19 protein-coding genes and 1 tRNA gene are annotated in these 22,934 nt (G+C 68.9%); 5 read left to right on the top strand and 15 right to left on the bottom strand.

Annotated features, from left to right (window positions below):
* Positions 1-27 precede the first annotated feature (27 nt).
* The 4 genes from tig to IS481_RS11005 all read right to left on the bottom strand — a co-directional run bounded on the left by tig (position 28) and on the right by IS481_RS11005 (position 5,788).
* Positions 28-1,335, bottom strand: coding sequence for a trigger factor (gene tig / locus IS481_RS10990; protein ID WP_104356959.1), 1,308 nt, complete (start codon positions 1,333-1,335; stop codon positions 28-30).
* Between the two features lie 22 nt (positions 1,336-1,357).
* Positions 1,358-1,444: transfer RNA gene (locus tag IS481_RS10995), tRNA-Leu, on the bottom strand.
* Positions 1,445-1,501: 57 nt separating this feature from the next.
* Positions 1,502-4,654, bottom strand: coding sequence for an efflux RND transporter permease subunit (locus IS481_RS11000; protein WP_259371683.1), 3,153 nt, complete (start codon positions 4,652-4,654; stop codon positions 1,502-1,504).
* A gap of 15 nt (positions 4,655-4,669) precedes the next feature.
* Positions 4,670-5,788: an efflux RND transporter periplasmic adaptor subunit gene (locus tag IS481_RS11005; RefSeq protein WP_104356960.1), complete on the bottom strand. Its 1,119-nt coding sequence runs from the start codon at positions 5,786-5,788 to the stop codon at positions 4,670-4,672.
* Between the two features lie 133 nt (positions 5,789-5,921).
* Between IS481_RS11005 and IS481_RS11010 the strand changes: the two genes are divergently transcribed.
* Together IS481_RS11010 and hpnD are read left to right on the top strand one after the other, a co-directional pair.
* Positions 5,922-6,782 carry a squalene/phytoene synthase family protein gene (locus tag IS481_RS11010; RefSeq protein ID WP_104356961.1) on the top strand — a complete coding sequence of 287 codons (861 nt, stop codon included), beginning with the start codon at positions 5,922-5,924 and terminating at the stop codon, positions 6,780-6,782.
* Positions 6,782-7,618, top strand: a complete 837-nt coding sequence (hpnD, locus tag IS481_RS11015) for a presqualene diphosphate synthase HpnD (protein WP_104356962.1) — start codon at positions 6,782-6,784, stop codon at positions 7,616-7,618. Before IS481_RS11010 ends, hpnD begins: the two co-directional genes overlap by 1 nt.
* Positions 7,619-7,640: 22 nt before the next feature.
* On the opposite strand, the gene IS481_RS11020 is transcribed toward hpnD, so the two are convergent.
* Genes IS481_RS11020 through IS481_RS11030 form a run of 3 tightly spaced genes read right to left on the bottom strand, consistent with a single transcriptional unit; the run spans position 7,641 to position 10,896 of the window.
* Positions 7,641-8,726, bottom strand: coding sequence for a TIGR03790 family protein (locus IS481_RS11020; protein ID WP_232529250.1), 1,086 nt, complete (start codon positions 8,724-8,726; stop codon positions 7,641-7,643).
* Between the two features lie 28 nt (positions 8,727-8,754).
* On the bottom strand, positions 8,755-10,170 hold the full coding sequence (locus IS481_RS11025) for a LutB/LldF family L-lactate oxidation iron-sulfur protein (protein WP_104356963.1): 1,416 nt from the start codon (positions 10,168-10,170) through the stop codon (positions 8,755-8,757).
* A gap of 3 nt (positions 10,171-10,173) precedes the next feature.
* A complete protein-coding gene (locus IS481_RS11030; protein ID WP_104356964.1) occupies positions 10,174-10,896 on the bottom strand; it encodes a (Fe-S)-binding protein in 723 nt (240 codons plus the stop codon).
* 85 nt (positions 10,897-10,981) lie between these two features.
* Between IS481_RS11030 and IS481_RS11035 the strand changes: the two genes are divergently transcribed.
* Entirely contained in the window at positions 10,982-11,758 is a 777-nt protein-coding gene (locus IS481_RS11035) for an IclR family transcriptional regulator (protein WP_104356965.1), read from the top strand.
* 61 nt (positions 11,759-11,819) lie between these two features.
* Here IS481_RS11035 and pbpG read toward each other — a convergent pair whose 3' ends face one another.
* The 7 genes from pbpG to IS481_RS11070 all read right to left on the bottom strand — a co-directional run bounded on the left by pbpG (position 11,820) and on the right by IS481_RS11070 (position 20,975).
* Entirely contained in the window at positions 11,820-12,947 is a 1,128-nt protein-coding gene (gene pbpG / locus IS481_RS11040; protein WP_146079525.1) for a D-alanyl-D-alanine endopeptidase, read from the bottom strand.
* Between the two features lie 118 nt (positions 12,948-13,065).
* Positions 13,066-14,607 (bottom strand): 2-isopropylmalate synthase, encoded by a 1,542-nt coding sequence (locus IS481_RS11045; RefSeq protein WP_104356967.1) that lies wholly within the window; start codon positions 14,605-14,607, stop codon positions 13,066-13,068.
* 225 nt (positions 14,608-14,832) lie between these two features.
* Entirely contained in the window at positions 14,833-15,660 is an 828-nt protein-coding gene (pssA, locus tag IS481_RS11050; protein ID WP_104356968.1) for a CDP-alcohol phosphatidyltransferase family protein, read from the bottom strand.
* Between the two features lie 97 nt (positions 15,661-15,757).
* Positions 15,758-17,218 carry a mechanosensitive ion channel gene (locus tag IS481_RS11055; RefSeq protein WP_104356969.1) on the bottom strand — a complete coding sequence of 487 codons (1,461 nt, stop codon included), beginning with the start codon at positions 17,216-17,218 and terminating at the stop codon, positions 15,758-15,760.
* A gap of 177 nt (positions 17,219-17,395) precedes the next feature.
* Positions 17,396-18,412, bottom strand: a complete 1,017-nt coding sequence (ilvC, locus tag IS481_RS11060) for a ketol-acid reductoisomerase (protein WP_104356970.1) — start codon at positions 18,410-18,412, stop codon at positions 17,396-17,398.
* 124 nt (positions 18,413-18,536) lie between these two features.
* Positions 18,537-19,028, bottom strand: a complete 492-nt coding sequence (gene ilvN, locus IS481_RS11065; protein WP_104356971.1) for an acetolactate synthase small subunit — start codon at positions 19,026-19,028, stop codon at positions 18,537-18,539.
* Positions 19,029-19,187: 159 nt separating this feature from the next.
* Positions 19,188-20,975 carry an acetolactate synthase 3 catalytic subunit gene (locus tag IS481_RS11070; protein ID WP_104356972.1) on the bottom strand — a complete coding sequence of 596 codons (1,788 nt, stop codon included), beginning with the start codon at positions 20,973-20,975 and terminating at the stop codon, positions 19,188-19,190.
* A 344-nt stretch (positions 20,976-21,319) separates the two neighbouring features.
* Between IS481_RS11070 and IS481_RS11075 the strand changes: the two genes are divergently transcribed.
* Both IS481_RS11075 and IS481_RS11080 read left to right on the top strand, forming a co-directional pair.
* On the top strand, positions 21,320-21,868 hold the full coding sequence (locus IS481_RS11075) for an RDD family protein (protein ID WP_104356973.1): 549 nt from the start codon (positions 21,320-21,322) through the stop codon (positions 21,866-21,868).
* A gap of 67 nt (positions 21,869-21,935) precedes the next feature.
* Positions 21,936-22,520, top strand: a complete 585-nt coding sequence (locus tag IS481_RS11080; RefSeq protein WP_104356974.1) for an LOG family protein — start codon at positions 21,936-21,938, stop codon at positions 22,518-22,520.
* 58 nt (positions 22,521-22,578) lie between these two features.
* On the opposite strand, the gene glnK is transcribed toward IS481_RS11080, so the two are convergent.
* Positions 22,579-22,917: a P-II family nitrogen regulator gene (gene glnK, locus IS481_RS11085; RefSeq protein WP_104356975.1), complete on the bottom strand. Its 339-nt coding sequence runs from the start codon at positions 22,915-22,917 to the stop codon at positions 22,579-22,581.
* Positions 22,918-22,934: the final 17 nt, after the last annotated feature.

A 22,934-nucleotide genomic window follows, 5' to 3' on the forward strand; every position in this document is an offset into this window, starting at 1 on the left:
CGCCTTCGCTTGGGGCTGACGCGCGCCTCAGGCGCCCATCAGCTCGTCGAACGGCAGCACCTTGTCGGTCACCTTGGCCTTGGACAGCACGAACTCGGTGACGTTGTTTTCCAGCACCACCGCCTCGACCTCGGCTAGGCGCTGGGCGTCGCTCAGGTACCAGCGCACGACTTCCTGCGGCTTCTCGTAGCTCTGGGCCAGCTCCTCGATGTGGGCCTTGATCTGCTCGGGCTTGGCCTGCAGCTCGTTGGCCTTGACCAGCTCGGCCACCACCAGGCCCAGGCGCACGCGCTTCTCGGCCTGCGGGCGGAACAGGTCCTCGGGGATCGGGGCCTTCTCGGCGTCCTTGACGCCGCGCGCCTTCAGGTCGGCACGGGCGCCGGCGACCATGCGGTCGACCTCGTTCTGCACCAGCGCCTTGGGCAGGTCCAGCTCGGCGATCTTCAGCAGCGCTTCCATGACCGCGTTCTTGTTGCGCGCCAGCACGCGGAACTTCACCTCGCGCTCGAGGTTCTTCTTGATGTCGGCGCGCAGCGCCTCCACGGTGCCTTCGGCGATGCCCAGCGACTTGGCGAAGGCTTCGTCGACCTCGGGCAGATGCTGCTGCTCGACCTTCTTCAGCGTGACCAGGAAGTCGGCTTCCTTGCCGGCCACGTCCTTGCCGTGGTAGTCGTCCGGGAACTTCAGCGGGAAGGTCTTGGACTCGCCGGCCTTCATGCCGCGCACGGCCTTCTCGAACTCCTCCAGCATGCGGCCTTCGCCGAGGATGAACTGGAAGTTTTCGGCCTTGCCACCGGCGAAGGCTTCGCCGTCGATCTTGCCTTCGAAGTCGATCGTGACGCGGTCGCCGTCGGCCGCGGCCTCGGCGGCCGGGCGCTGGGCGAAGGTGCGGCGCTGCTTGCGCAGGATCTCCAGGGTCTTGTCGATCGCGGCGTCGGTCACTTCCGAGCTGACGCGCTCGACCTCGGCGGTCGACAGGTCGCCGATCTTGACGTCCGGATAGACCTCGAACGTGGCGTCAAAGGCCAGCTGCCCCTCGGGCGCGCCCTCCTTCTCGGTGATGCGCGGCGCACCGGCCACGCGCAGCTGGGCTTCCGCGGCCGCCTGGGCGAACGCCTCGCCAACCTTGTCGTTCACGACCTCGTACTGCACCGAGTAGCCATAGCGCTGGGCGACGATGCTCAGGGGCACCTTGCCCGGGCGGAAGCCGTCGGCCTTGACCGTGCGGGCAAGCCGCTTCAGGCGGGACTCCACCTCATTCTTGATGGCGTCCGCCGACAGCGTCAGCGTGATCTTGCGTTCCAGTTTGTCGAGGGTTTCAACAGTCACGGCCATGGTGAGCTCTCTCGTTTGAATGTGGTGCGCGGGGGGGGACTCGAACCCCCACACCATCGCTGGCGTCAGGACCTAAACCTGGTGCGTCTACCAATTTCGCCACCCGCGCAAATCAAAAGAGGGAAGCCTGGGCTCCCCTCCTGGGCAATTCGGCGAACCTGCTATTTTAGCCGGCAGCCGGCGCGATTTTCTCGTCCTCGGGCCGCCGGACCCGGAACCAGGCGGCGTACATGGCCGGCAGGGCCAGCAGCGTCAGCGCCGTCGCGGCGATCAAGCCGCCCATGATGGCCACCGCCATCGGCCCCCAGAACACGCTGCGCGACAGCGGGATCATCGCCAGCACCGCCGCCGCCGCGGTCAGCACGATGGGGCGGAAGCGCCGCACCGCGGACTCGACGATGGCGTTCCAGGTCGGCACGCCACGCCGGCGGTCCTGCTCGATCTGGTCGACCAGGATCACCGAGTTGCGCATGATCATGCCCATCAGGGCGATGACGCCCAGCATTGCGACGAAGCCGAACGGCCGGCCGAGCAGCAGCAGCGCCGCGGCCACCCCGACGATGCCCATGGGCCCGGTCAGGAACACCAGCACCGAGCGCGAGAAGCTCTGCAGCTGCAGCATCAGCAGCGTGAAGGTCAGGAACAGCATCAGCGGCACGTTGGCGAAGATCGATGCCTGGCCCTTGCTGCTCTCCTCCACCGTGCCGGCCATCTCGATGCGGTAGCCGGCCGGCATGCGCGCCTGCAGCTCCTGCATCTTCGGCCACAGCGCCATGCTGACCGTCGGCCCCTGCACGCCTTCGACCACGTCGCCCTGCACGGTGACCGCGAAGTCGCGGTTGTCGCGCCACAGCACGCCCGGCTCCCAGGCGTGGGTGATGCGCGCGATCTGCGTCAGCGGGATGGCGCGGCCGCTGGCGGTCGGCACGTAGGCGCTGGCCAGGTCGGTGATCGCGTCGCGCTCGTCCTGCGGCTGGCGCAGCACGATGTCGATCAGGCGGTCGGCCTCGCGGTACTGGCCGATGGTCATGCCCGACAGCAGGGTGCGCGAGGTCTGGGCGATGCCCTGGCTGGTCACGCCCAGCGCGCGGGCCTTGTCCTGGTCGATCTCCAGGCGCAGGACCTTGACCGACTCGTTCCAGTTGTCGTTGACCTGGCGCATGGCCGGGTGGGCGCGCAGCAGCGCCTTGGCCTCGTCGGCCCACTTGCGCAGCTCGGTCACGTCCGGGCCCAGCACGCGGAACTGCACGGGGTACGGCACCGGCGGCCCGTTGGGCAGCAGCTTGACGCGCGCGCGCACCTCGGGGAATTCCTCGGCCAGGATCTCCGGCAGGCGGCGCAGCAGCACCTCGCGCTGCTCCAGGTCCTCCGGCAGCACGATCGCCTGGCTGACGTTGGACTGCGGGAAGATCTGGTCCAGCGGCAGGTAGAAGCGCGGCACCCCGCTGCCGATCCAGGTCGTGACGTTGGCCACGCCCGGCTCCTTCATCATCCGCGCCTCGAAGCGGGTGGCGACGTCCTCGCTGGCGCGGAAGTTGGTGCCCTCGGGCATCCACAGGTCGACCAGGATCTCCGGCCGGCTCGAATCGGGAAAGAACTGCTGCTGCACCTTGCCCATGCCGGCGACGCCCAGCGCCACGCCCGCGACGGTCAGCGCGATGGTGGTCCAGCGGTGCTGCACGCACCAGTTCACCGCCGCGCGGAAGCGGTTGTAGAACGGGGTGTCGAACAGCTCGTGCGCCTCGCCCTGCACCTTGGGCTTGGTCCTGAGCAGCAGCACGCCGATGTGGGGCACGAAGTAGACCGAGACGACCCACGAGATCAGCAGCGCCGCGGTGGTCACCGCGAAGATCGCGAAGGTGTACTCGCCCACCATGGACTTGGCCATGCCGATCGGCAGGAAACCGGTGGCGGTGATCAGCGTGCCGGTGAGCATCGGCATCGAGGTCACGTCGTAGGCGAAGGTGGCGGCGCGCATCTTGTCGTAGCCCTCCTCGAGCTTGCGCACCATCATCTCGACCGCGATGATCGCGTCGTCGACCAGCAGGCCCAGCGCGATGATCAGCGCGCCCAGCGACACCTTGTGCAGGCCGACACCCCAGTAGTACATGACGATGAAGGTGATTGCCAGCACCAGCGGGATGGCGATCGCCACCACCAGCCCGGGCCAGATGTCGATGCGCAGCGGCCGGGTGTGCAGGCCCAGGCTGACGAAGCTGACCGCCAGCACGACGATCACCGCCTCGGCCAGCACGCGCACGAACTCGCCCACCGAGCTGGCCACCGCCGCCGGCTGGTCCTGCACCTGGCTCATCTCGATGCCGACCGGCAGTTCCTGCTGGATCTCGGCGACCGCAGCGCGCAGGCGCTCGCCCAGCGCGATGATGTCGCCGCCCTTGGCCATCGAGATGCCCAGCGCGATGACCTCCCGGCCCTGGTGGCGCACCTTGACCTCGGGCGGGTCGACGTAGTCGCGCCGGATCTGAGCGATGTCGCCCAGGCGGATCGTGCTCGCCACGCCGGTGTTCGGGTTGACCGCACGGATCGGCAGCGCGCGCAGGTCGGCCTCGGAGTCGAACTGCCCGCCGATGCGCACCTGCAGGCTGTCGCCGTCGGCCAGCAGCACGCCGGCGCCCTCGACCGCGTTCTGCGCGCCGAGCTGGGCGATCACCTGGTTGAAGTCGATGCCCATCTGCGCCAGGCGGCGCTGCGAAACCTCGACGTAGAGCTTCTCGTCCTGCACGCCGAAGAACTCGACCTTGGCCACGTCCGGCACCTTGAGCAGGCGCTGGCGCACCCGGTCGGCGTGCTGGCGCAGCTCCTCGTAGCTGAAGCCGTCGGCCGACAGCGCGTAGATCGTGCCGTAGACGTCGCCGAACTCGTCGTTGAAGAACGGCCCCAGCACGCCCTGCGGCAGGGTGGCACGCATGTCGCCGACCTTCTTGCGTACCTGGTACCAGACGTTGGCGACCTCGCCCGGCGGGGAGGAATCCTTGAGCTCGAAGATGATCAGCGTCTCGCCGGGCTTGGAATAGCTGCGGATGCGGTCGGCGTACGGCACCTCCTGCAGCGTCTTCTCGACCTTGTCGGTGACCTGCTCGGCCATCTGCTGCGCGGTGGCCCCGGGCCAGAACACGCGCACGACCATCGCGCGGAACGTGAACGGCGGGTCCTCGTCCTGCCCCAGCTGGGTGTAGGCCGCCGCGCCCAGCAGCATCAGCACCACCATCAGGTAGCGCGTCAGCGCCGGGTGCTCCAGGGCCCAGCGCGAGATGTTGAAACGCGAGGTGGGGACGTCCTTGGCGGTGGTATCGCTCACGCTGCCTCCCCGCGGTCAGTTGGCGGCCGCATCCGACGACGAAGCCGTCGCGGGGTCGCGGTACAGGCGCACCTTCTGGCCCGGCGTGAGCGTGTGCACGCCGGCGGTCACCACCACCTGGCCGGGCTGGAGCCCCTCCTGCACCAGCACCTGGTTGCCCTCGGCGCCGGCAACGCGCACCGGCTGCAGCTGCACGGTCATCGTGCCGGTGTCGACCAGCCACACCGCGCTGCCGCCCTGGTGCTCGACCAGCGCCGACAGCGGCAGCCGGGCCACGCCTTCGACCCGGGGCAGGCGCACCTGCACGGTGGCGGTCTGACCCAGCTTGACGTCCGGGCGGCCGATGTCGGCCTTGACCAGGTAGGTGCGGGTCACCGGGTCGGCCGCCGCGGCCAGCTCGCGGACCCTGGCCGGCAACAGCTCGTCCGGCGCGCTCCACAGCCGCACCTGCAACTCGGTGCCCTCGCGCGCCAGCGTGCGGAACAGCTCGATCTTGTCCTCGGGCACCGAGAACACCACGTCGCGAGGCCCGTCATGCGCCAGCCGGACCACCGGCGTGCCGGCGGCCACGACCATCCCCGGCTCGGCCTCGACCGCGGTGATCACACCGGCGGCATCGGCCGTCAGCGCCGCATAGGCGGCCTGGTTGCCCTGGGCCTTCGCCTGCGCCAACGCCTGCTGGTACTGGGCCTGTGCCGACTTGAACGCGGTCTCGTGCCGCTCCAGCTCGGCCGGGCTGATGAAGTTCTGCGCGCGCAGCTCCTTGAATCGCTTGAAGTCGGCCTCGGCCTGCTCCAGGCTCGCGCGCGCCGCCGACAGCGCCGCCTGTGCCGCCTCCTGGCTCAGCCGCAGGTCCTGCGGGTCGAGTTCGGCCAGCAGCTGCCCCTTGCGCACCGTGTCGCCCAGCTCGACGGTGCGCCGCACCATCTTCCCCGGCACCCGGAACCCCAGGCGCGACTCGGTGCGCGCACGCACCTCGGCGGCGTACTCGAGCGAGGCGGTGGCGGCAGCGTCTGCGATCGTCATCGTGCGGACGGCACGCACCGGCTCGGGCGCCGGCTCCGGCCGCGAGCAGGCCGACACGGCCAGCGCGAGCGCGACCGGCGCGGCCCAGGTCCAGGACAGACGGGGCATGGGAGGCTTCCTCGGAAAATAATGACTGACTGGTCAGTAATGTAGGAGAGGTGCTTGCGCGCTGTCAAATCCATGATGCGGTGCAGCAGCTCGTGAGGGCAGGCGCGGCAGGTGCCGCCCTGGAGCACCGACAATGCCGCCCGTGCCCCATCAGTTGTTCACCCGTCTTCCCGCGTTCGCCCTGCTCTGCCCCCCACCCTTGAGGCCGGCCGTCGTCGTCGTGTGCCGCTTCGCGCGCACCGCCGCGGACCTGGCCGAGGCCGGCCAGCGCCCGGCCCTGGACCGGCTGGCCGACCTGCAGGCCTGCCGCCAGGACCTGCACGCCGTCTATGCGGATCGCCCGCCCTCGGACCGCTGGCCGGAGCTGTTCGATGCCCTGGGCCGGCTGCGCCGCGAGTTCCAGCTGCCCATGGCCCCGTTCGAGCAGCTGCTGTCCGGTTTCGAGCAGGAGGTCACGACGCACCGCTACATCAGCCAGGACGCGCTGCTGGCCCATTGCGCCCGGGTGGCCAACCCGGTCGGCCGGCTGCTGCTGATCCTGCACGGGCTGGACGACGAGGCCGCCCGCCGCCAGTCGGACGCGCTGTGCAGCGCGCTGCAGCTGACCCGCTACTGGCGCAACCTCAGCGTGGACACCGCACGCGGCCGGCTGTACGTGCCGCTGGACCTGTGCCGCCGCCACCACGTGCCGGTCGCCTCGCTGGTGGCGCAGCAGGAAACCCCCGCCACCCAGGCGATGGTGCGCGAACTGGTCGAGTGGACGCGCAGCCTGCTGGTACAGGGCGCGCCGCTGGCGCGGCGGCTGCCGGGGCGGGCCGACTGCGGGCTGCGCCTGGCCGTGCAGGGTGCGCTGAGGATTCTTGAGAAAATCGCCCGCTCGAACTATGCAGCGTTGCACGAGCGGCCCGTGCTGGGGGCGTGGGACGGCGTCGTGCTGCTGCAGCGCGCGCTGGGCCGCCAGCTGCCTGCCTCAACGACCGACACCACAGCGTGATGACTCCCGAACAATACGTGCAGGACAAGGCAGCCGCCAGCGGGTCCAGCTTCTACTACGCCTTCCTGTTCCTGCCGCCGCCGCGGCGCGCGGCGATCACGGCCTTCTACGCGTTCTGCCGCGAGATCGACGACATCGTCGACGAGGTGAGCGAACCCGGCGTCGCGCAGGCCAAGCTGCTGTGGTGGCGCAAGGAGGTGGCGCAATCGTTCGCCGGCCAGCCCAGCCATCCGGTCATGCAGGCGCTGATGCCGCACGCCGCGGCCTACAGCATCGAACCGGCCCACCTGCAGGCGGTGATCGACGGCTGCCAGATGGACCTGGAGCAGACCCGCTACCTGGACTTCGCCGGGCTGCAGACATACTGCCACCTGGTCGCCGGCGTGGTCGGCGAGGTGGCCTCGGCGATCTTCGGCCGTACCGAGGAGGCGACCATCCGGTACGCCCACAAGCTGGGCCTGGCGCTGCAGCTGACCAACATCATCCGCGACGTCGGCGACGACGCGCGGCGCGGGCGCATCTACCTGCCGGTCGACGAGCTGCAACGCTTCGGCGTCAAGGCGCACGAGATCCTCAACCGCGGCTACAGCGACCGCTTCGTCGCGCTGATGAAGTTCCAGGCCGAGCGCGCCCACGCCTGCTACGACGAGGCGCTGCGCCTGCTGCCCGAGGCCGACCGGCGCTCGCAGAAGCCCGGGCTGATGATGGCCAACATCTACCGCACCCTGCTGCGCGAGATCGAGCGCGAGAACTTCCAGGTGCTGCACCAGCGCATCTCGCTGACGCCGCTGCGCAAGTTCTGGATCGCCACGCGCACCCAGTGGCGGGGACGCTGAAGCCCCGCCGCACGCCGCGACCTCAGGGACGTGCCGCGAACGGGGCGGCCAGCGGCTCGCCGATGAACAACCCCTGCTGCGGCCAGGCCACGCTCTTCCAGTACGCCTCGATCGCCGTGCACCCTTGCAGGTAGTGCAACAGCAGCACCTGGGGATGGGGAAACTTCTGCGGGTGATTGCAGGGCTCGCTGACCGTGCCGTAGCTGGCGGTCGCGCCGGCCTTGATCCAGGCCAGGGCACTCATCTGCCCGCGCCCGCCTGCCAGCCAGCCACCGAACGAGGTGAGATGGTCAGCCAGCGCACCCGGCACGAAGCGCACCTGCTCCAGTCCCTCGACGCGGACCGCCCCGGTCTGGTAGAGCAGCACCCGGTCGTCCGGCGCGGGCGGCCGCTGCACGCCCGCGCGCACCCGCACGCCCGCCCGGCGCAACAGGCCGCTCGGGGGGTACAGCCGCAGCCGCGCCGAGCGCGCCCGGTCGTCGGTGACGGCCAGGTGGGCCACCACCGGCGGCGCCCCGCGCCGTCCCAGCGTGGCGTCGGCGGCCACGCCGCGGCGGACCAACGCGATGGCGGCCTCGACGTCCGGGGCGGCCAGCAGCATGGACGGGCGCAAGCCGTGGTCGCTCGCCGGCTGCGCCGACGCGGAATTGAAGTAGGGCGACGGCCGCGACGGCGCGCAGCTGTGGCGGCACAGTGCGTCGTCCAGCCCCAGCGCCAGCGCCCCGGTCAGCGCGTGGCACCCGACCGCGTACGGTTCGCGCCACGCCAGCGCGAGCGCCTGGACCGGTCCCTGACCCGCAGCCCCGAAGCGCCCGTGGATCGCCTCCGAGAGCACCCCGAATTCCGCCTCGCTCAGCGACGGGCGGACCGGCAGCGCCAGCTCCAGCACCTGCTCGCGCGATAGACGCCGCGCCTCGGCGTAGAAGCGCCCGACCTGCACCGAATAGGGATCCGCGGTGTTGATCACCAGCCCCAGATCGGCGGCCCGCAGCCGGCCGGTGGCGCGCGGCACATGGATCCAGGCCGGCACCGGCGGCGCGGAGGCCGGCGCAGGCGTCGGCGGTTGCGCGAGAAGCCGGCGCGGCAGCAGCCAGCTGCCCCCCAGCACGCAGGCGCGCCGCAGCCAGCGGCGGCGTTCAGCGTCGCCGCTCAGCGTAGAGCTCCTTGAACGTCTTGCCGGCCGGCGCGGGCAGGTCGCGCGTGTCGGTCCAGCCCGAGGCCAACGGCAGCCGGCGGATGCGCCCGTCGTCGCTCATCCAGCGCAGCACCCGCACCCCCAGGCGCGCCAGCGTCCGGTACAGGGCCGGCCGCTGCGCGACATAGCCCCACACGCGCAGGCCGAGGCGCTCCGGCCAGGGTCGCAACCCGCGCTCGAACTGCCGCTCGCGCAGCTTGCGCAGCAGGTCCGGCAGCGGGATCTTCATCGGGCAGACCACGTGGCACTGCCCGCACATCGTGGCAGCCTGCGGCAGGTCCAGCGTCTGCTCCAGCCCGACATAGCTGGAGGTCAACACCGAGCCCATCGGCCCCGGGTACACCCAGCCGTAGCTGTGGCCGCCGATCTTCTGGTAGACCGGGCAGTGGTTCATGCAGGCGCCGCAGCGGATGCAGCGCAGCATCTCCTCGAAGTCGCCGCCCAGCAGCCCGGTGCGGCCGCCGTCGACGAGGATGAAGTACATGTGCTCCGGCCCGTCGCGCTCGCCGGCGCCGCGCGGGCCGGTCAGCAGCGAGAAGTAGTTGCTGATCACCTGCCCGGTGGCCGAACGCGGCAGCAGGCGCATGATGGTGGCCAGGTCCTCCAGCGTGGGCAGCACCTTCTCGACGCCGGTGATCGCCACATGCACGCGCGGCACCGCGGTGCACAGTCCTTCGTTGCCCTCATTGGTCACCAGCGCCACCGAGCCGGTCTCGGCGACCAGGAAGTTGCCGCCGGTGATGCCCATCTCGCTGGCCAGGAAGCGCGACCGCAACACCTGGCGCGCCTCGCGCGTCATCTCCGGGATCTCGGGCACCCGGCCCGGCTCGCGCGGCAGCTGGTGCGTCCTGACGAAGAGCTGGTAGATCTCTTCCTTGTCCTTGTGCACCACCGGCGCGATGATGTGGCTCGGCGGCTCGCCGTCGTTGATCTGCAGGATGTACTCGCCGAGGTCGGTCTCGGTCACCTGCACGCCGGCGGCCTCCAGGGCCTTGTTCAGCGCCATCTCCTCGGAGACCATGCTCTTGGTCTTGGTGGCGCGGCGCACCTCGTGCTTGCGCGCGATCTCCACCACCAGCTGCGCCGCCTCGGCCGGCGTCTCGGCCCACAGCACCGTTGCCCCGCGCCGGGTCGCCTCGCGCTCGAAACGCTCCAGCCACACGTCCAGCTTCGCGAGCGCGGCCTTGCGCCGGCGCACCGCCTCGTTGCGGATCGCCTCGAACTCCTCCAGCTCCTGCACCACCTGGGCGCGGGCGGTCACGAACTTGGTCGAGAGCTTCTTGAGGTTCTTCTGCAGGCGCTGGTCGGCCAGCCGCTCGCCGGCGCGCGCCTTGAAGTGCATCGACTGGACCTGCATGGCTCAGGCCTCCCCGGCGAGGATTTCCGCGATGTGGATGACCCGCGTGGTCGTGTCGCCACGACGGCGCAGCCGGCCTTCCAGGTGCAGCATGCAGCCCAGGTCGCCCAGCACCACGGCGCCGGTGCCGCTGGCGGCTATGTGCTCGCACTTCTCGTCGGCGATCGCCGCGGAGATGTCGCCGTACTTCACCGAGAAGGTGCCGCCGAAGCCGCAGCACTGCTCGCACTGCGCCATCTCCTTGAGCTTGGCGCCCGTGTGCTGCAGCAGCGCGCGCGGCTGCTGCTTGATGCCCAGCTCGCGCAGGCCGGCGCAGGAGTCGTGGTAGGTCACCTCCCCGTCGTAGCGCCCCGGCACGTCGGTGACGCCGGCCACCTCGACCAGGAACTGCGTGAGTTCGTAGACCTTGGGCTGCAGGCGCGCATAACGGTACGACAGCTCGGGATCGTCGGCCAGCAACTCGTGGTAGTGCGTGCGCACCATGCCGCCGCACGAGCCCGACGGCATCACGACGTAGTCGTAGCGCTCGAACTCGTCCAGCAGCTTGCGCGCCAGCGCCTGCGCCGTCGCCCGGTCGCCCGAGTTGTAGGCCGGCTGGCCGCAGCAGGTCTGCGCCATCGGCACCTCGACCTCGAAGCCGGCCGACTCGATCAGGCGGATCGCCGCAAGACCGATGCGCGGGCGCATCAGGTCCACCAGGCAGGTGATGAAGAAGCCCACTTTCATACGGCCGATTATGGTGGCTCCCGTGCCGACGTCACATGGAATTTTCGCCATGCAAAAATGAACCGTTCTGAGCGAAAATTCAGCTATGAAAAAAACCGAGGGCAGTACTCCCACCATCCAGGTCCTGGAACGGATGTTCGCCCTGCTGGACGTGCTCGCCGCCCATCAGGATCCCGTCTCCCTGAAGGAGATCAGCGAGCAGACGGGGCTGCACCCCTCCACCGCGCACCGCATCCTGAACGACCTGGCGCTGGGGCGCTTCGTCGACCGCCCGGAAGCCGGCAGCTACCGGCTGGGCATGCGCCTGCTCGAGCTGGGCAACCTGGTCAAGGCGCGGCTGGACGTGCGTGACGCGGCGCTCGGGCCGATGCGCGAGCTGCACAAGCTGACCCACCAGCCGGTCAACCTCTCGGTGCGGCAGGGCGACGAGATCGTCTACATCGAGCGCACCTACAGCGAGCGCTCGGGCATGCAGGTGGTGCGCGCGGTCGGCGGCCGCGCCCCGTTGCACCTGACCTCGGTCGGCAAGCTCTTCCTCGCCCATGACGACCCGCAGCGCGTGCGTGCCTATGCGACGCGCACCGGGCTGGCCGGCCACACCCGCAACAGCATCACCGACCTCGCCGCGCTGGAGCGCGAGCTCGCCAAGGTGCGCCAGTACGGCACGGCGCGCGACAACGAGGAGCTGGAACTGGGCGTGCGCTGCATGGCCGCCGGCATCCACGACGACCAGGGCAAGCTGGTCGCCGGCCTGTCGATCTCGGCCCCGGCCGACCGGCTGGAAGAAAGCTGGCTCGACCACCTGACCAACACCGCCGCGCAGATCTCCGCGGCACTCGGCTACAAGCCGCCCAAGCGCTGAGGCCCCGCCCATGCGACAGCCCGGCAGGGCCGGGCTGTTCGTCAGGGCAGCGCTGCGGTGGTCAGGACGTGACCCGGGGCATCGGATCGCCGTCCTCGGTCTCCATGTCCCTGGAGAAATCCAGCTCCTCGATCCAGCGGCGCACGCGCTCGGCATCCCCGATGCGTGAATAGCGCCCGGCCGAGTCGAGGAACACCATGATCAGCTTGCGGCCGGCCAGCTGCGCCTGCATCACCAGGCAACGTCCGGCCTCGGAGATGTAGCCCGTCTTCTGCAGGCCGATGTCCCAGTCGTCCTTGTAGACCAGCCCGTTGGTGTTGCGGTAGTGCAGCTGGCGCTTGCCGATCGCCACCCCGTACTCCGGCGAGGTCGACAGCTCGCGGATCAGCGGGTACTGGTACGCGGCCTTGACCAGCAGGGCCAGGTCGCGCGCGGTCGACTGGTTGCGGCTGGACAGCCCGGTGGGTTCGACATAGCGCGTGTCCTGCATGCCGAGCTCGCGCGCCTTGCGGTTCATCGCCTCGACGAAGGCCGGCAGTCCCCCCGGATAGTGGCGCCCGAGCGCGTTGGCGGCGCGGTTCTCCGACGACATCAGCGCCAGGTGCAGCATCTCGCCGCGAGTCAGCCGCGTCCCGAGCGCCAGGCGCGAGCTGCTGCCCTTCTCGGTGTCGACGTCCTCGGCGGTGATGGTCAGGACCTCGTCCAGCGGCTGCTGCGCCTCGATGACGACCAGCGCCGTCATCAGCTTGGTCAGCGAGGCGATCGGCAGCACCGCCTGGGCATTCTTGTTGATCAGCACCTCGCCGGTGTCCTGGTCGACCACCAGGGCGACGCTGGACTTCAGGCCCAGGGGGTCGGCCGTCTCGTGCAGGCCGAAGGCATGGCCATAGGACGGCCGGGCGGGCACCACGGCGGCGACGCGCCGCACGGAGGACTTGCCGCGCTGCTTGGCCGACGCGGTGACGACCTGCTTCTTGGCCTTCGTCTTGGCGCGCGGTGCGGCCTTGGCCTTCCTCGCGACCGGGCGCTTGCCGGCGGCCTTCTTGCCCTTGGAGACGCTGGTGGCGGCCGGGCGCTTGCCGTCACCCTTCTTCGCGGCGGCGTCCACGGTGGCCGGACCAGCCGCGATCAGGCAGGCGATCAGGACCGACAACCACCCCCGCGACCGCAACCATTTGCCCCACGCCAACACGGCAACCTCCAGTAACTCGGCCAAGCGAGTGTAGGCGAAGGGCAAAAGCCACGCAAGATCAAAAACTTACAAGTCTTTTCTCAAGTCGTGGGTGAACGTCACAAATTCACACCCGTCAACCCTGGGCCGCGACGCGCTCCGCCTTGCTGTGGAGCTTGTTGAGCGCCGCCAGGTAGGCCTTGGCGGACGCCACCACGATGTCCGGGTCGGCCCCCACGCCGTTGACCACCCGGCCGCCATGCTGCAGACGGACGGTCACCTCGCCCTGGGATTCTGTGCTGCCGGACGTGATGGCATTGACCGAATACAGCAGCAATTCCGCGCCACTTTGCACCTTCGACTCGATGGCCTTGATGCTCGCGTCGACCGGACCGTTGCCCACGGCCTCGGCGCGGTGCTCCTCCTCGCCGATCGCGAACACCACCTTGGCGTGCGGGCGCTCGCCCATCTCGGAGCTCTGCGACAGCGCCAGCAGCCGGTAGTGCTCCTGCTCGGCGGTCACGCTCTCGTCGCTGACCAGCGCGATGATGTCCTCGTCGAAGATCTCGCTCTTGCGGTCGGCCAGGTCCTTGAAGCGCAGGAACGCGGCGTTGATCTCGGCCTCCGACTCCAGCTCGATGCCCAGCTCCTGCAGGCGCTGCTTGAAGGCGTTGCGGCCGGACAGCTTGCCCAGCACGATCTTGTTGGCCGACCAGCCCACGTCCTCGGCGCGCATGATCTCGTAGGTGTCGCGCGCCTTGAGCACGCCGTCCTGGTGGATGCCCGAGGCGTGCGCGAAGGCGTTGGCGCCGACCACCGCCTTGTTCGGCTGCACGACGAAGCCGGTGGTCTGCGACACCAGGCGCGAGGCGGGCACGATCTGGGTGGTGTCGATGCCCACCTCCAGCCCGAAGTAGTCGCGGCGGGTGCGCACCGCCATCACGACCTCCTCCAGCGCGCAGTTGCCGGCGCGCTCGCCCAGGCCGTTGATGGTGCACTCGACCTGGCGCGCGCCGCCGATCTTCACGCCGGCCAGCGAGTTGGCCACCGCCATGCCGAGGTCGTTGTGGCAGTGCACCGACCAGACCGCCTTGTCCGAGTTCGGGATGCGCTCGCGCAGCGTCTTGATGAAGTTGCCGTACAGCTCGGGGATGGCGTAGCCGACCGTGTCGGGGATGTTGATGGTGGTCGCGCCCTCGTCGATCACGGCCTCCAGCACGCGGCACAGGAAGTCGATCTCGGAGCGGTAGCCGTCCTCGGGCGAGAACTCGATGTCGCCGCACAGGTTGCGCGCGAAGCGCACCGCCAGCCGGGCCTGCTCGTAGACCTGGTCCGGCGTCATGCGCAGCTTCTTCTCCATGTGCAGCGGGCTGGTCGCGATGAAGGTGTGGATGCGCGCCGAGTTGGCCCCCTTCAGCGCCTCGGCCGCGCGCGCGATGTCGCGGTCGTTGGCGCGCGCCAGCGAGCAGACGGTGGAATCCTTCACCGCGTTGGCGATCGCCTTGACCGCCTCGAAGTCACCGTTCGACGAGGCGGCAAAGCCCGCCTCGATCACGTCCACACGCAGGCGTTCGAGCTGGCGCGCGATCCGCAGCTTCTCGTCCTTCGTCATCGAGGCGCCGGGCGACTGCTCCCCGTCACGCAGGGTCGTGTCGAAAATGATCAGCTTGTCGGCCATGGTGAACTCCGTCGTGTGGATGCCGTGTCGTGGGTGTGTCCAATGCAAAACGGCCCGCCAGCTGTGCGCTTGCGGGCCGTTGATGCGTGAAATCTTCAGACGTGACTCATCAGCGCGCCCGTGGCACTCCTAGAAGCGCTAGCGAAATGGCGGCGATGCGGATCGTCATGCGGTCAATATACCACGGGCCCTGCCCTTGCGGCCTCGGGCCCGGCCCGGGGGCAGCTACTGGTGCAGGCCCTGCTCGTCGGGCTCGTCGGTCGACACCGCGATCACGCTGACCGGCTTGCCGCGCGACTTCTTGACCAAGTAGACGACGTAGCCCGACAGGCCGTACAGCACGAACAGCCCGAACAGCACGCGTGGCGGGTCGTAGGCGACCACCGCGAACGCCAGCGCGATCGCGACGATCACGATGAACGGCACCGAGCGGCGGAAGCTGATGTCCTTGAAGCTGTAGAACGGCACGTTGGTGACCATGGTCAGGCCGGCGTAGACCGTGAAGCCGAACGCCGTCCAGGCCAGCCACGGGATGTGTTCGACCCCCTTGTAGCCGAAGTCGTCCATCACCCACACCAGGCCGATCACCATCGCCGCGGCCGCCGGGCTGGGCAGCCCCTGGAAGAAGCGCTTGTCGACGATGCCGATGTTGGTGTTGAAGCGCGCCAGCCGCAGCGCCGCACCGGCGCAGTAGATGAACGCGGCCAGCCAGCCCAGCTTGCCCAGGCCCTGCAGCGCCCATTCATAGACGATCAGCGCAGGCGCGGCCCCGAAGGACACCATGTCGGACAGGCTGTCCATCTGCTCGCCGAAGGTGCTCTGGGTGTTGGTCATGCGCGCGACCCGGCCGTCGAGGCTGTCGAGCACGGCGGCACTGAAGATGCCGACCGCGGCCAGGTCGAAGCGCCCGTTCATCGCCATGACGACGGCGTAGAAGCCGGCGAACAGGGCAGCCAGCGTGAACAGGTTGGGAAGGATGTAGATGCCCTTGCGCCGGGGCCGGGCAGAGAGGTCGGGCACGGCCGTGCCCGCGGGATCCTGCGGCTCGGTCATGCCTGTTGCGTCGAGTGGATCATGGTCGGGAGGATACAACAGCCCTCAACGGGCCGAGCCCTCCCTCCCCCGCGCCCCTGGGCGCGTCCCGGCCACTTCAGTCCTTGCGCCAGCGCGACAGCCAGTGCTCCATCAGCTTGCCGGCCGCCTCCCGGCCACCCAGCCCGAACGACAGCGCCACGGCCACCGCGACCGCGCCGAGCGTCAGGCCGAAGGCCAGGTTGACGATGTCGTCGGCGATGCCCATCGCGCGCAGGCCCATGGCCAGCACCAGCCCCAGGATGGCCACGCGTGCCGCCCCGGCCAGCCCGGTGGTGTGCGGGCCGCTGGCCTGGTCGATCGCGCGGTAGGCCGCGTTGGCCAGCCAGAAGCCGATCACGAGGATCGCCGCGCCGAGCAGGACGTCACCGCCGAAGGCGATGAACATCGAGACGATGTCGCGCACCTGGGTGAAGCCCAGCTGGTTGGCGGCCTCGACGGTGGCAAACAGCATCGCGAAGAAGACCACGATGCCCTTGACCAGGTCCGAGGCCTGGGTCGACCCGGCGAAGATGTGCCCGGCGCCGAGCTTGGCGGGCAACTGGTCGAACCCGAGGCTGGAGAGCAGCCGCGCCAGCAATTGGGCGGCAAAGCGCGCCACGTACCACGTCAGCAGCAGGATCAGCGCCGCCGCGATGATGTTCGGCACCGCATCGAAGAAGCGCTGCAGCATCAGCGTGGCCGGATGCGAGATCGCCGTGATGTGCAGCGCATCAAGCGCGGCGATCAGGCTGGGCACGAACACGAGGATGAACACCAGCGTGCCGGCCAGGCGCGACAGGCTGGCGCCGGCGGCCAGGCCGATGCGCTGGCCCAGCGCGTCGGCACCGGCAGCGGCCAGCAGGTTGCTCACCAGGCCGCGCAGGATGGTCGCCACCAGCCAGCCGACGAAGCCGATCAGCCCGGCCGCGACGATGTCGGGCAGCATGCCCAGGGCACGGTCGACCATGCCCTGCACCGGCTCGAGCAGGCCGTGCAGCTGGAAGGCCGAGAGGATGGCCGGCAGGAACAACAGGATCACCAGCCAGAACAGCACGTTGGCGACGCTGCGGCTCATCGCCTGCATGCCGGCCTGCTCGGCGAGCTTGTCGTCGAGGCGGGTGGCCGCGAGCGCCTTGTTGACCAGCGCGCGCAACAGGCTGGCCAAGGTCCAGGCCAGCAGCGAGACGATGATGCCGGCCAGCAGGTGCGGCAGGTAGCCGGTGAACTGCGACACGAGGATGGCCAGCGGCTGGGACGCCGCCTGGAGGTCGAGCACGTTCAGCACCGTCAGCAGGGTGAAGAACAGAACCACCCAGAACAGCGACAACGCGACGATCTGCTCGACGTCCACACGGCGGTCCAGGTTCTGCGCCAGGCGCTCGTTGACCCGCAGCGCGGCCATCGCGCGACGGGCGCCGGCGCGCAGGATGACCGCCAGCAGCCATCCGAGCACCAGGATGGCCAGGGCACCGGCCAGCGTGGGCAGGTGGCGGCCCAGGCTCGCCTCCAGCGAATCCACCAGGGTTTGCGTATCCATTGGTCTTCCTCCTGTGCAACTGTTTGCGTTCGTTCGTGCTAACTGTATGCAGGAGTACGGACCGGTCAAGTGTTCCGGGCGCCATGGGATGAAAGAACCGCCCGGGTCCGAAGACCTGCGGGCGGTTGGCGCACGGGCGCGCCACCGGTCGCTGCGACCGGCGGCAGCCAGGTGCGATCAGTTCTTGGTCGGGTCGACCAGGCGCTTGGCCTTGATCCAGGGCATCATCGCGCGCAGCTTCTCGCCCACCACCTCGATCTGGTGCTCGGCGGTCAGGCGGCGGCGCGAGGCCAGGGTCGGCGCACCGGCCTTGTTCTCCAGGATGAAGCTCTTGGCGTATTCGCCGGTCTGGATGTCCTTCAGCACGGCGCGCATCGCGTTCTTGGTCTCCTCGGTCACGATGCGCGGGCCGGTGACGTACTCACCGTACTCGGCGTTGTTCGAGATCGAGTAGTTCATGTTGGCGATGCCGCCTTCGTAGATCAGGTCGACGATCAGCTTCAGCTCGTGCAGGCACTCGAAGTAGGCCATCTCGGGCGCGTAGCCGGCTTCCACCAGCGTCTCGAAGCCGGCCTTGATCAGCTCGACGGTGCCGCCGCACAGCACGGCCTGCTCGCCGAACAGGTCGGTTTCGGTCTCTTCGCGGAAGTTGGTCTCGATGATGCCCGCCTTGCCGCCGCCGTTGGCCACGGCGTAGCTCAGGGCCAGGTCACGCGCCTTGCCGGAGCGGTCCTGGTGCACCGCCACCAGGTGCGGCACGCCGCCGCCTTGGGCGTAGGTGGCACGCACGGTGTGCCCCGGGGCCTTGGGCGCGACCATCCAGACGTCCAGGTCGGCGCGCGGCACGACCTGGCCGTAGTGCACGTTGAAGCCGTGCGCGAAGGCGAGCGACGCGCCCTGCTTGATGTGGGGCTCGACGTCGGCCTTGTAGACCGCGGCGATCTGCTCGTCCGGCAGCAGGATCATCACGACGTCGGCCGTCTTCACGGCTTCGGCGATCTCGGCCACCTTCAGGCCGGCGGCTTCGGCCTTGGCCCAGGACGCGCCGCTGCGGCGCACGCCGACGGTCACGTTCACGCCGCTGTCACGCAGGTTCAGCGCGTGGGCGTGGCCTTGCGAGCCGTAGCCGATGATGGTGACGTTCTTGCCCTTGATGAGGCTCAGATCGGCGTCCTTGTCGTAATAGACCTTCATGTATTTCTCCAACTTGTATTTGTGAACAGGTGACCGAGCGACCGCGTGAACGAGTGCCAACCGCGTCGAATGCCCCACCTCACATGTTCACCGCTTCACTTGCCACTCGTTCACGAAAAAAAGTTCAAACCCGCAGGATGCGCTCGCCGCGGCCGATGCCGCTGGTGCCGGTGCGCACGGTCTCGAGGATCGAGGTGCGCTCGATCGCCTCGATGAAGGCGTCGAGCTTGGCCGCATCCCCGGTGAGCTCGATGGTGTAGGTCTTCTCGGTCACGTCAATGATGCGGCCGCGGAAGATGTCGGCCATGCGCTTCATCTCTTCGCGCTCCTTGCCGACCGCCCGCACCTTGATCAGCATGAGCTCGCGCTCGGTGTAGCTGCCCTCGGTGAGGTCCACCACCTTCACCACCTCGATCAGGCGGTTCAGGTGCTTGGTGATCTGCTCGATGACGTCGTCCGAGCCGGTCGTGACGATGGTCATGCGCGACAGCGACGGGTCTTCCGTCGGCGCCACCGTCAGGCTTTCGATGTTGTAGCCGCGGGCCGAGAACAGGCCCACCACGCGGGAAAGTGCGCCGGGTTCGTTCTCCAGCAGCACTGCGATGATGTGTTTCATGTGTCGTCGTTCGCGCTCTTCAGGCCGGCGGCGGTAACCGCAGGCCCTTGGCCACGCCTTTCGATCAGGGGAGGAAGTATCGCCCGAGTCTCGCGGGCCGTCCGCCCGGCGCCTGACGCCCCGCGGTAACGGGTGCGCCCTTGCCGGGCTTGCCGGCCGTCAGAGGTCCTCGGAACCCAGCAGCATCTCCGTGATGCCCTTGCCCGCCTGGACCATGGGCCAGACGTTCTCGGTCGGATCGGTGCGCACGTCGAGGAACACGGTGCGGTCCTTCAGGCGCATCATCTCGCGCAGCGCCGGCTCCACCTCGGACGGCTTCTCGATCTTCAGGCCCACGTGCCCGTAGGCCTCGGCCAGCTTCACGAAGTCGGGCAGCGCATCCATGTAGCTGTGCGAGTAGCGGCCGCTGTATTCGAGCTGCTGCCACTGGCGCACCATGCCCAGGTAGCGGTTGTTCAGCGAGATGATCTTGACCGGCGTCTGGTACTGCTGGCAGGTCGAGAGCTCCTGGATGCACATCTGGATCGAGCCCTCGCCGGTGATGCAGAACACGTCCGCCTCGGGCTTGGCCAGCTTGATGCCCATCGCGTACGGTAGGCCCACGCCCATCGTGCCCAGGCCGCCCGAGTTGATCCAGCGGCGCGGCTCGTCGAAACGGTAGAACTGCGCAGCCCACATCTGGTGCTGGCCGACGTCGGAGGTGATGTAGGTCTCGCGGTCCCGGGTCAGCTCCCACAGCGTCTCGATCACGTACTGGGGCTTGATGACCTCGTCCGAGTGCCGGTACTTCAGGCACTCGCGCTTGCGCCACTCGTTGATCTGGCCCCACCAAGCCGACAGCGCCTGGGTGTCCGGGCGCAGCTGCTGCTCCTTGATCTGGGCGATGAGCTCCTGCAGCACGTCCTTGACGTCGCCGACGATGGGGATGTCGACCTTGACGCGCTTGGAGATCGACGACGGGTCGATGTCGATGTGGATGATCTTGCGCGCCACCGAGGCAAAGTGCGCCGGGTTGCCGATCACGCGGTCGTCGAAGCGGGCCCCCACGGCCAGCAGGACGTCGCAGTTCTGCATCGTCATGTTGGCTTCGTAGGTGCCGTGCATGCCCAGCATGCCGAGGAACTTCGGATCGCTGGCTGGATAGGCGCCCAGGCCCATCAGCGTGTTGGTGCACGGGTAGCCGAGCAGGTCGACCAGCTCGCGCAGCTCGGCCGAGGCATTGCCCAGGATCACGCCGCCACCGGTGTAGATGTAGGGCCGCTTGGCCTGCATCAGCAGCTGCACGGCCTTGCGGATCTGGCCGCCGTGGCCCTTGCGCACCGGGTTGTAGGAGCGCATCTCGACCGTCTCGGGATACTCGAAGGTGGTCGTCTTCAGCGACACGTCCTTCGGGATGTCGACCACCACCGGGCCGGGCCGGCCGGTGCGCGCGATGTGGAAGGCCTTCTTGATGGTGCGGGCCAGGTCGCGCACGTCCTTGACCAGGAAGTTGTGCTTGACGATCGGACGCGTGATGCCGACGGTGTCGCACTCCTGGAAGGCGTCCAGCCCGATCGCGGGCGTGGGCACCTGGCCGGTGATGATCACCATCGGGATGGAATCCATGTAGGCGGTCGCGATGCCGGTGATCGCGTTCGTCACGCCCGGACCCGAGGTGACCAGCGCGACGCCGACGTTGCCGGTGGCGCGCGCGTAGCCGTCTGCCGCATGCACCGCCGCCTGTTCATGGCGCACGAGCACGTGCTCGATGCTGTCCTGCTTGTACAGCGCGTCGTAGATGTAGAGGACGGCGCCGCCGGGGTAGCCCCAGATGTACTTGACGCCTTCGGCCTGGAGGCAGCGCACCAGGATTTCGGAGCCGTTGAGCTCCGCGGGAGTTTGGTTCTGCGGGGGGGCTTTGCCGTCCGTGGCGGCGGCACGCTTGAGTTCCGCGGCAGACATGTCCATTTCGAACCTTTCTGAATTTCTCTAACGAAAAACGATCGGTGCTCCTTTCCACGTCCTCGTGAGACGGGTGTGGAGCCTGCGCGGTCATGAACGGGGAAACCCAGGTCGGGCGTCCGAGTCGAGACCCGTATGTTGTGCAAAGCAGCATTATGGCATTTCGCCGCGGGTTGCCGCGCGCTGCTGCGCCGGATCTCGGGCCAGGGTGTGGCGAATGCGATAATTTCCGGTTTCGGATTTGCCCTTGCGGTGGCCGACCGGCTGCTGCACAGGTGCCGGTCACGCTTTGGTCGCTGCGACGCGCAAGGTCTTGCGTGCCCCGTCCCCTTTACCCGTTTGCGCCCGAGATGACAGCGCCTTCCTCCGATACGGCGAGCACCGACCTCGCCCGCCAGAAAGCCCCGCCGCTGCGCCGGCGTCTCGCGAGCTTCCTCTATGAAGGCGTGCTGCTGTTCGGCGTCAGCTTCACCGCGGCCTTCATCTACTCGACCGCGACGCGGCAGCAGCATGCCCTGCAGGGCCGCACCGGCCTCGGGCTGGTGCTGCTGGTCGTCGTCGGCCTGTACTTCGTGTGGCTGTGGACCCGCTCGGGCCAGACGCTGGCGATGCAGACCTGGCACGTGCGACTGCTGACGGTGGATGGCCAGCCGGTCGGCGTCGGCCGTGCGATCGCGCGCTACCTGTGCAGCTGGGTCTGGTTCGCGCCGCCCCTGCTCGCCTTGTGGTGGCTCGGCCTGACGGTGAGCGGGTGGGCCGTCTTCGGCATCATCCTCGCCTGGGTGCTGTGCTACGCGGCGCTGTCCTTCCTGCACCCGCGCCGGCAGTTCTGGCACGATGCGCTGTGCGGCACCCAGCTGGTGCCGTGGGTGCCGCCCGCGGCCCAGGGCAAGCGCTGAGCGCGCCTTCCCCTGCCCCGCCGCCTGCGCCCCGGCCTCCCCCCTGCATGAAAGGTCTGTGTCTCCCATGAGCGTTTTTTCCGTCTGTGTCTATTGCGGCTCGCGCCTGGGCGCCTCTCCGGCGTATGCCGGCGTGGCCCGGGAGGTCGGCACCTGGATCGGCCGCAAGGGCTGGCGGCTGGTCTACGGCGGCGGCCGCGCCGGCCTGATGGGCCAGGTCGCCGACGCCACGCTGGCCGCCGGCGGCACCGCGGTCGGCGTGATCCCGCAGGCGCTGATGGACCGCGAGATGGGCCACCAGGGCCTGACCGAGCTGCACATCGTGCAGACCATGCACGAACGCAAGCGCATGATGGCCGAGCGCGCCGACGCGTTCCTCGCGCTGCCGGGCGGCATCGGCACCTTCGAGGAGCTGTTCGAGGTGTGGACCTGGCGCCAGCTCGGCTACCACGACAAGCCGGTCGGGCTGCTCAACACCGACGGCTACTACGACGGCCTGATCGCCTTCATGCAGCACACGCAGCAGGCCGGCTTCGTCGACCAGCGCCAGATGGAGCTGCTGCAGGTCGACACGCAGCCGCTGCCCCTGCTCGAGCGCCTCGCGCAGCTGGCGCTCACCGCCACCGAGCCGGACGACTACAGCCGCATCTGATGCCGGCAACAAAAAACCCGCCCGAGGGCGGGTTCGATCGCGGCGATCGCGCGCGGCGTCAGATCGCGGCCTCGTCGGTCTCGCCGGTGCGGATGCGCACCACCTGCTCGACCGGGGTGACGAAGATCTTGCCGTCACCGATCTTGCCGGTCTTGGCGGCCTTGACGATGGCCTCGATGCAGCGCTCGACGTCATCGTCCTTCACGACGACCTCGACCTTCACCTTGGGCAGGAAGTCGACCACGTACTCCGCGCCGCGGTACAGCTCGGTGTGGCCCTTCTGGCGGCCGAAACCCTTCACCTCGGTGACCGTGAGGCCCTGGACGCCGACTTCGGCCAGGGCCTCGCGCACTTCCTCGAGCTTGAAGGGTTTGATGATGGCGGTGATCTGTTTCATGTCGGCTCCGTGATGCT

Source organism: Caldimonas thermodepolymerans (assembly GCF_015476235.1).
Lineage (GTDB): Bacteria > Pseudomonadota > Gammaproteobacteria > Burkholderiales > Burkholderiaceae_C > Caldimonas > Caldimonas thermodepolymerans.

Bases quoted from the DNA above. Each gene is read 5' to 3' on its own strand.
- tig (WP_104356959.1), bottom strand. From the start codon at position 1,335: ATGGCCGTGACTGTTGAAACCCTCGACAAACTGGAACGCAAGATCACG.
- IS481_RS11005 (WP_104356960.1), bottom strand. From the start codon at position 5,788: ATGCCCCGTCTGTCCTGGACCTGGGCCGCGCCGGTCGCGCTCGCGCTG.
- IS481_RS11010 (WP_104356961.1), top strand. From the start codon at position 5,922: ATGCCGCCCGTGCCCCATCAGTTGTTCACCCGTCTTCCCGCGTTCGCC.
- hpnD (WP_104356962.1), top strand. From the start codon at position 6,782: ATGACTCCCGAACAATACGTGCAGGACAAGGCAGCCGCCAGCGGGTCC.
- IS481_RS11025 (WP_104356963.1), bottom strand. From the start codon at position 10,170: ATGCAGGTCCAGTCGATGCACTTCAAGGCGCGCGCCGGCGAGCGGCTG.
- IS481_RS11030 (WP_104356964.1), bottom strand. From the start codon at position 10,896: ATGAAAGTGGGCTTCTTCATCACCTGCCTGGTGGACCTGATGCGCCCG.
- IS481_RS11035 (WP_104356965.1), top strand. From the start codon at position 10,982: ATGAAAAAAACCGAGGGCAGTACTCCCACCATCCAGGTCCTGGAACGG.
- IS481_RS11045 (WP_104356967.1), bottom strand. From the start codon at position 14,607: ATGGCCGACAAGCTGATCATTTTCGACACGACCCTGCGTGACGGGGAG.
- pssA (WP_104356968.1), bottom strand. From the start codon at position 15,660: ATGACCGAGCCGCAGGATCCCGCGGGCACGGCCGTGCCCGACCTCTCT.
- IS481_RS11055 (WP_104356969.1), bottom strand. From the start codon at position 17,218: ATGGATACGCAAACCCTGGTGGATTCGCTGGAGGCGAGCCTGGGCCGC.
- ilvC (WP_104356970.1), bottom strand. From the start codon at position 18,412: ATGAAGGTCTATTACGACAAGGACGCCGATCTGAGCCTCATCAAGGGC.
- ilvN (WP_104356971.1), bottom strand. From the start codon at position 19,028: ATGAAACACATCATCGCAGTGCTGCTGGAGAACGAACCCGGCGCACTT.
- IS481_RS11070 (WP_104356972.1), bottom strand. From the start codon at position 20,975: ATGGACATGTCTGCCGCGGAACTCAAGCGTGCCGCCGCCACGGACGGC.
- IS481_RS11075 (WP_104356973.1), top strand. From the start codon at position 21,320: ATGACAGCGCCTTCCTCCGATACGGCGAGCACCGACCTCGCCCGCCAG.
- IS481_RS11080 (WP_104356974.1), top strand. From the start codon at position 21,936: ATGAGCGTTTTTTCCGTCTGTGTCTATTGCGGCTCGCGCCTGGGCGCC.
- glnK (WP_104356975.1), bottom strand. From the start codon at position 22,917: ATGAAACAGATCACCGCCATCATCAAACCCTTCAAGCTCGAGGAAGTG.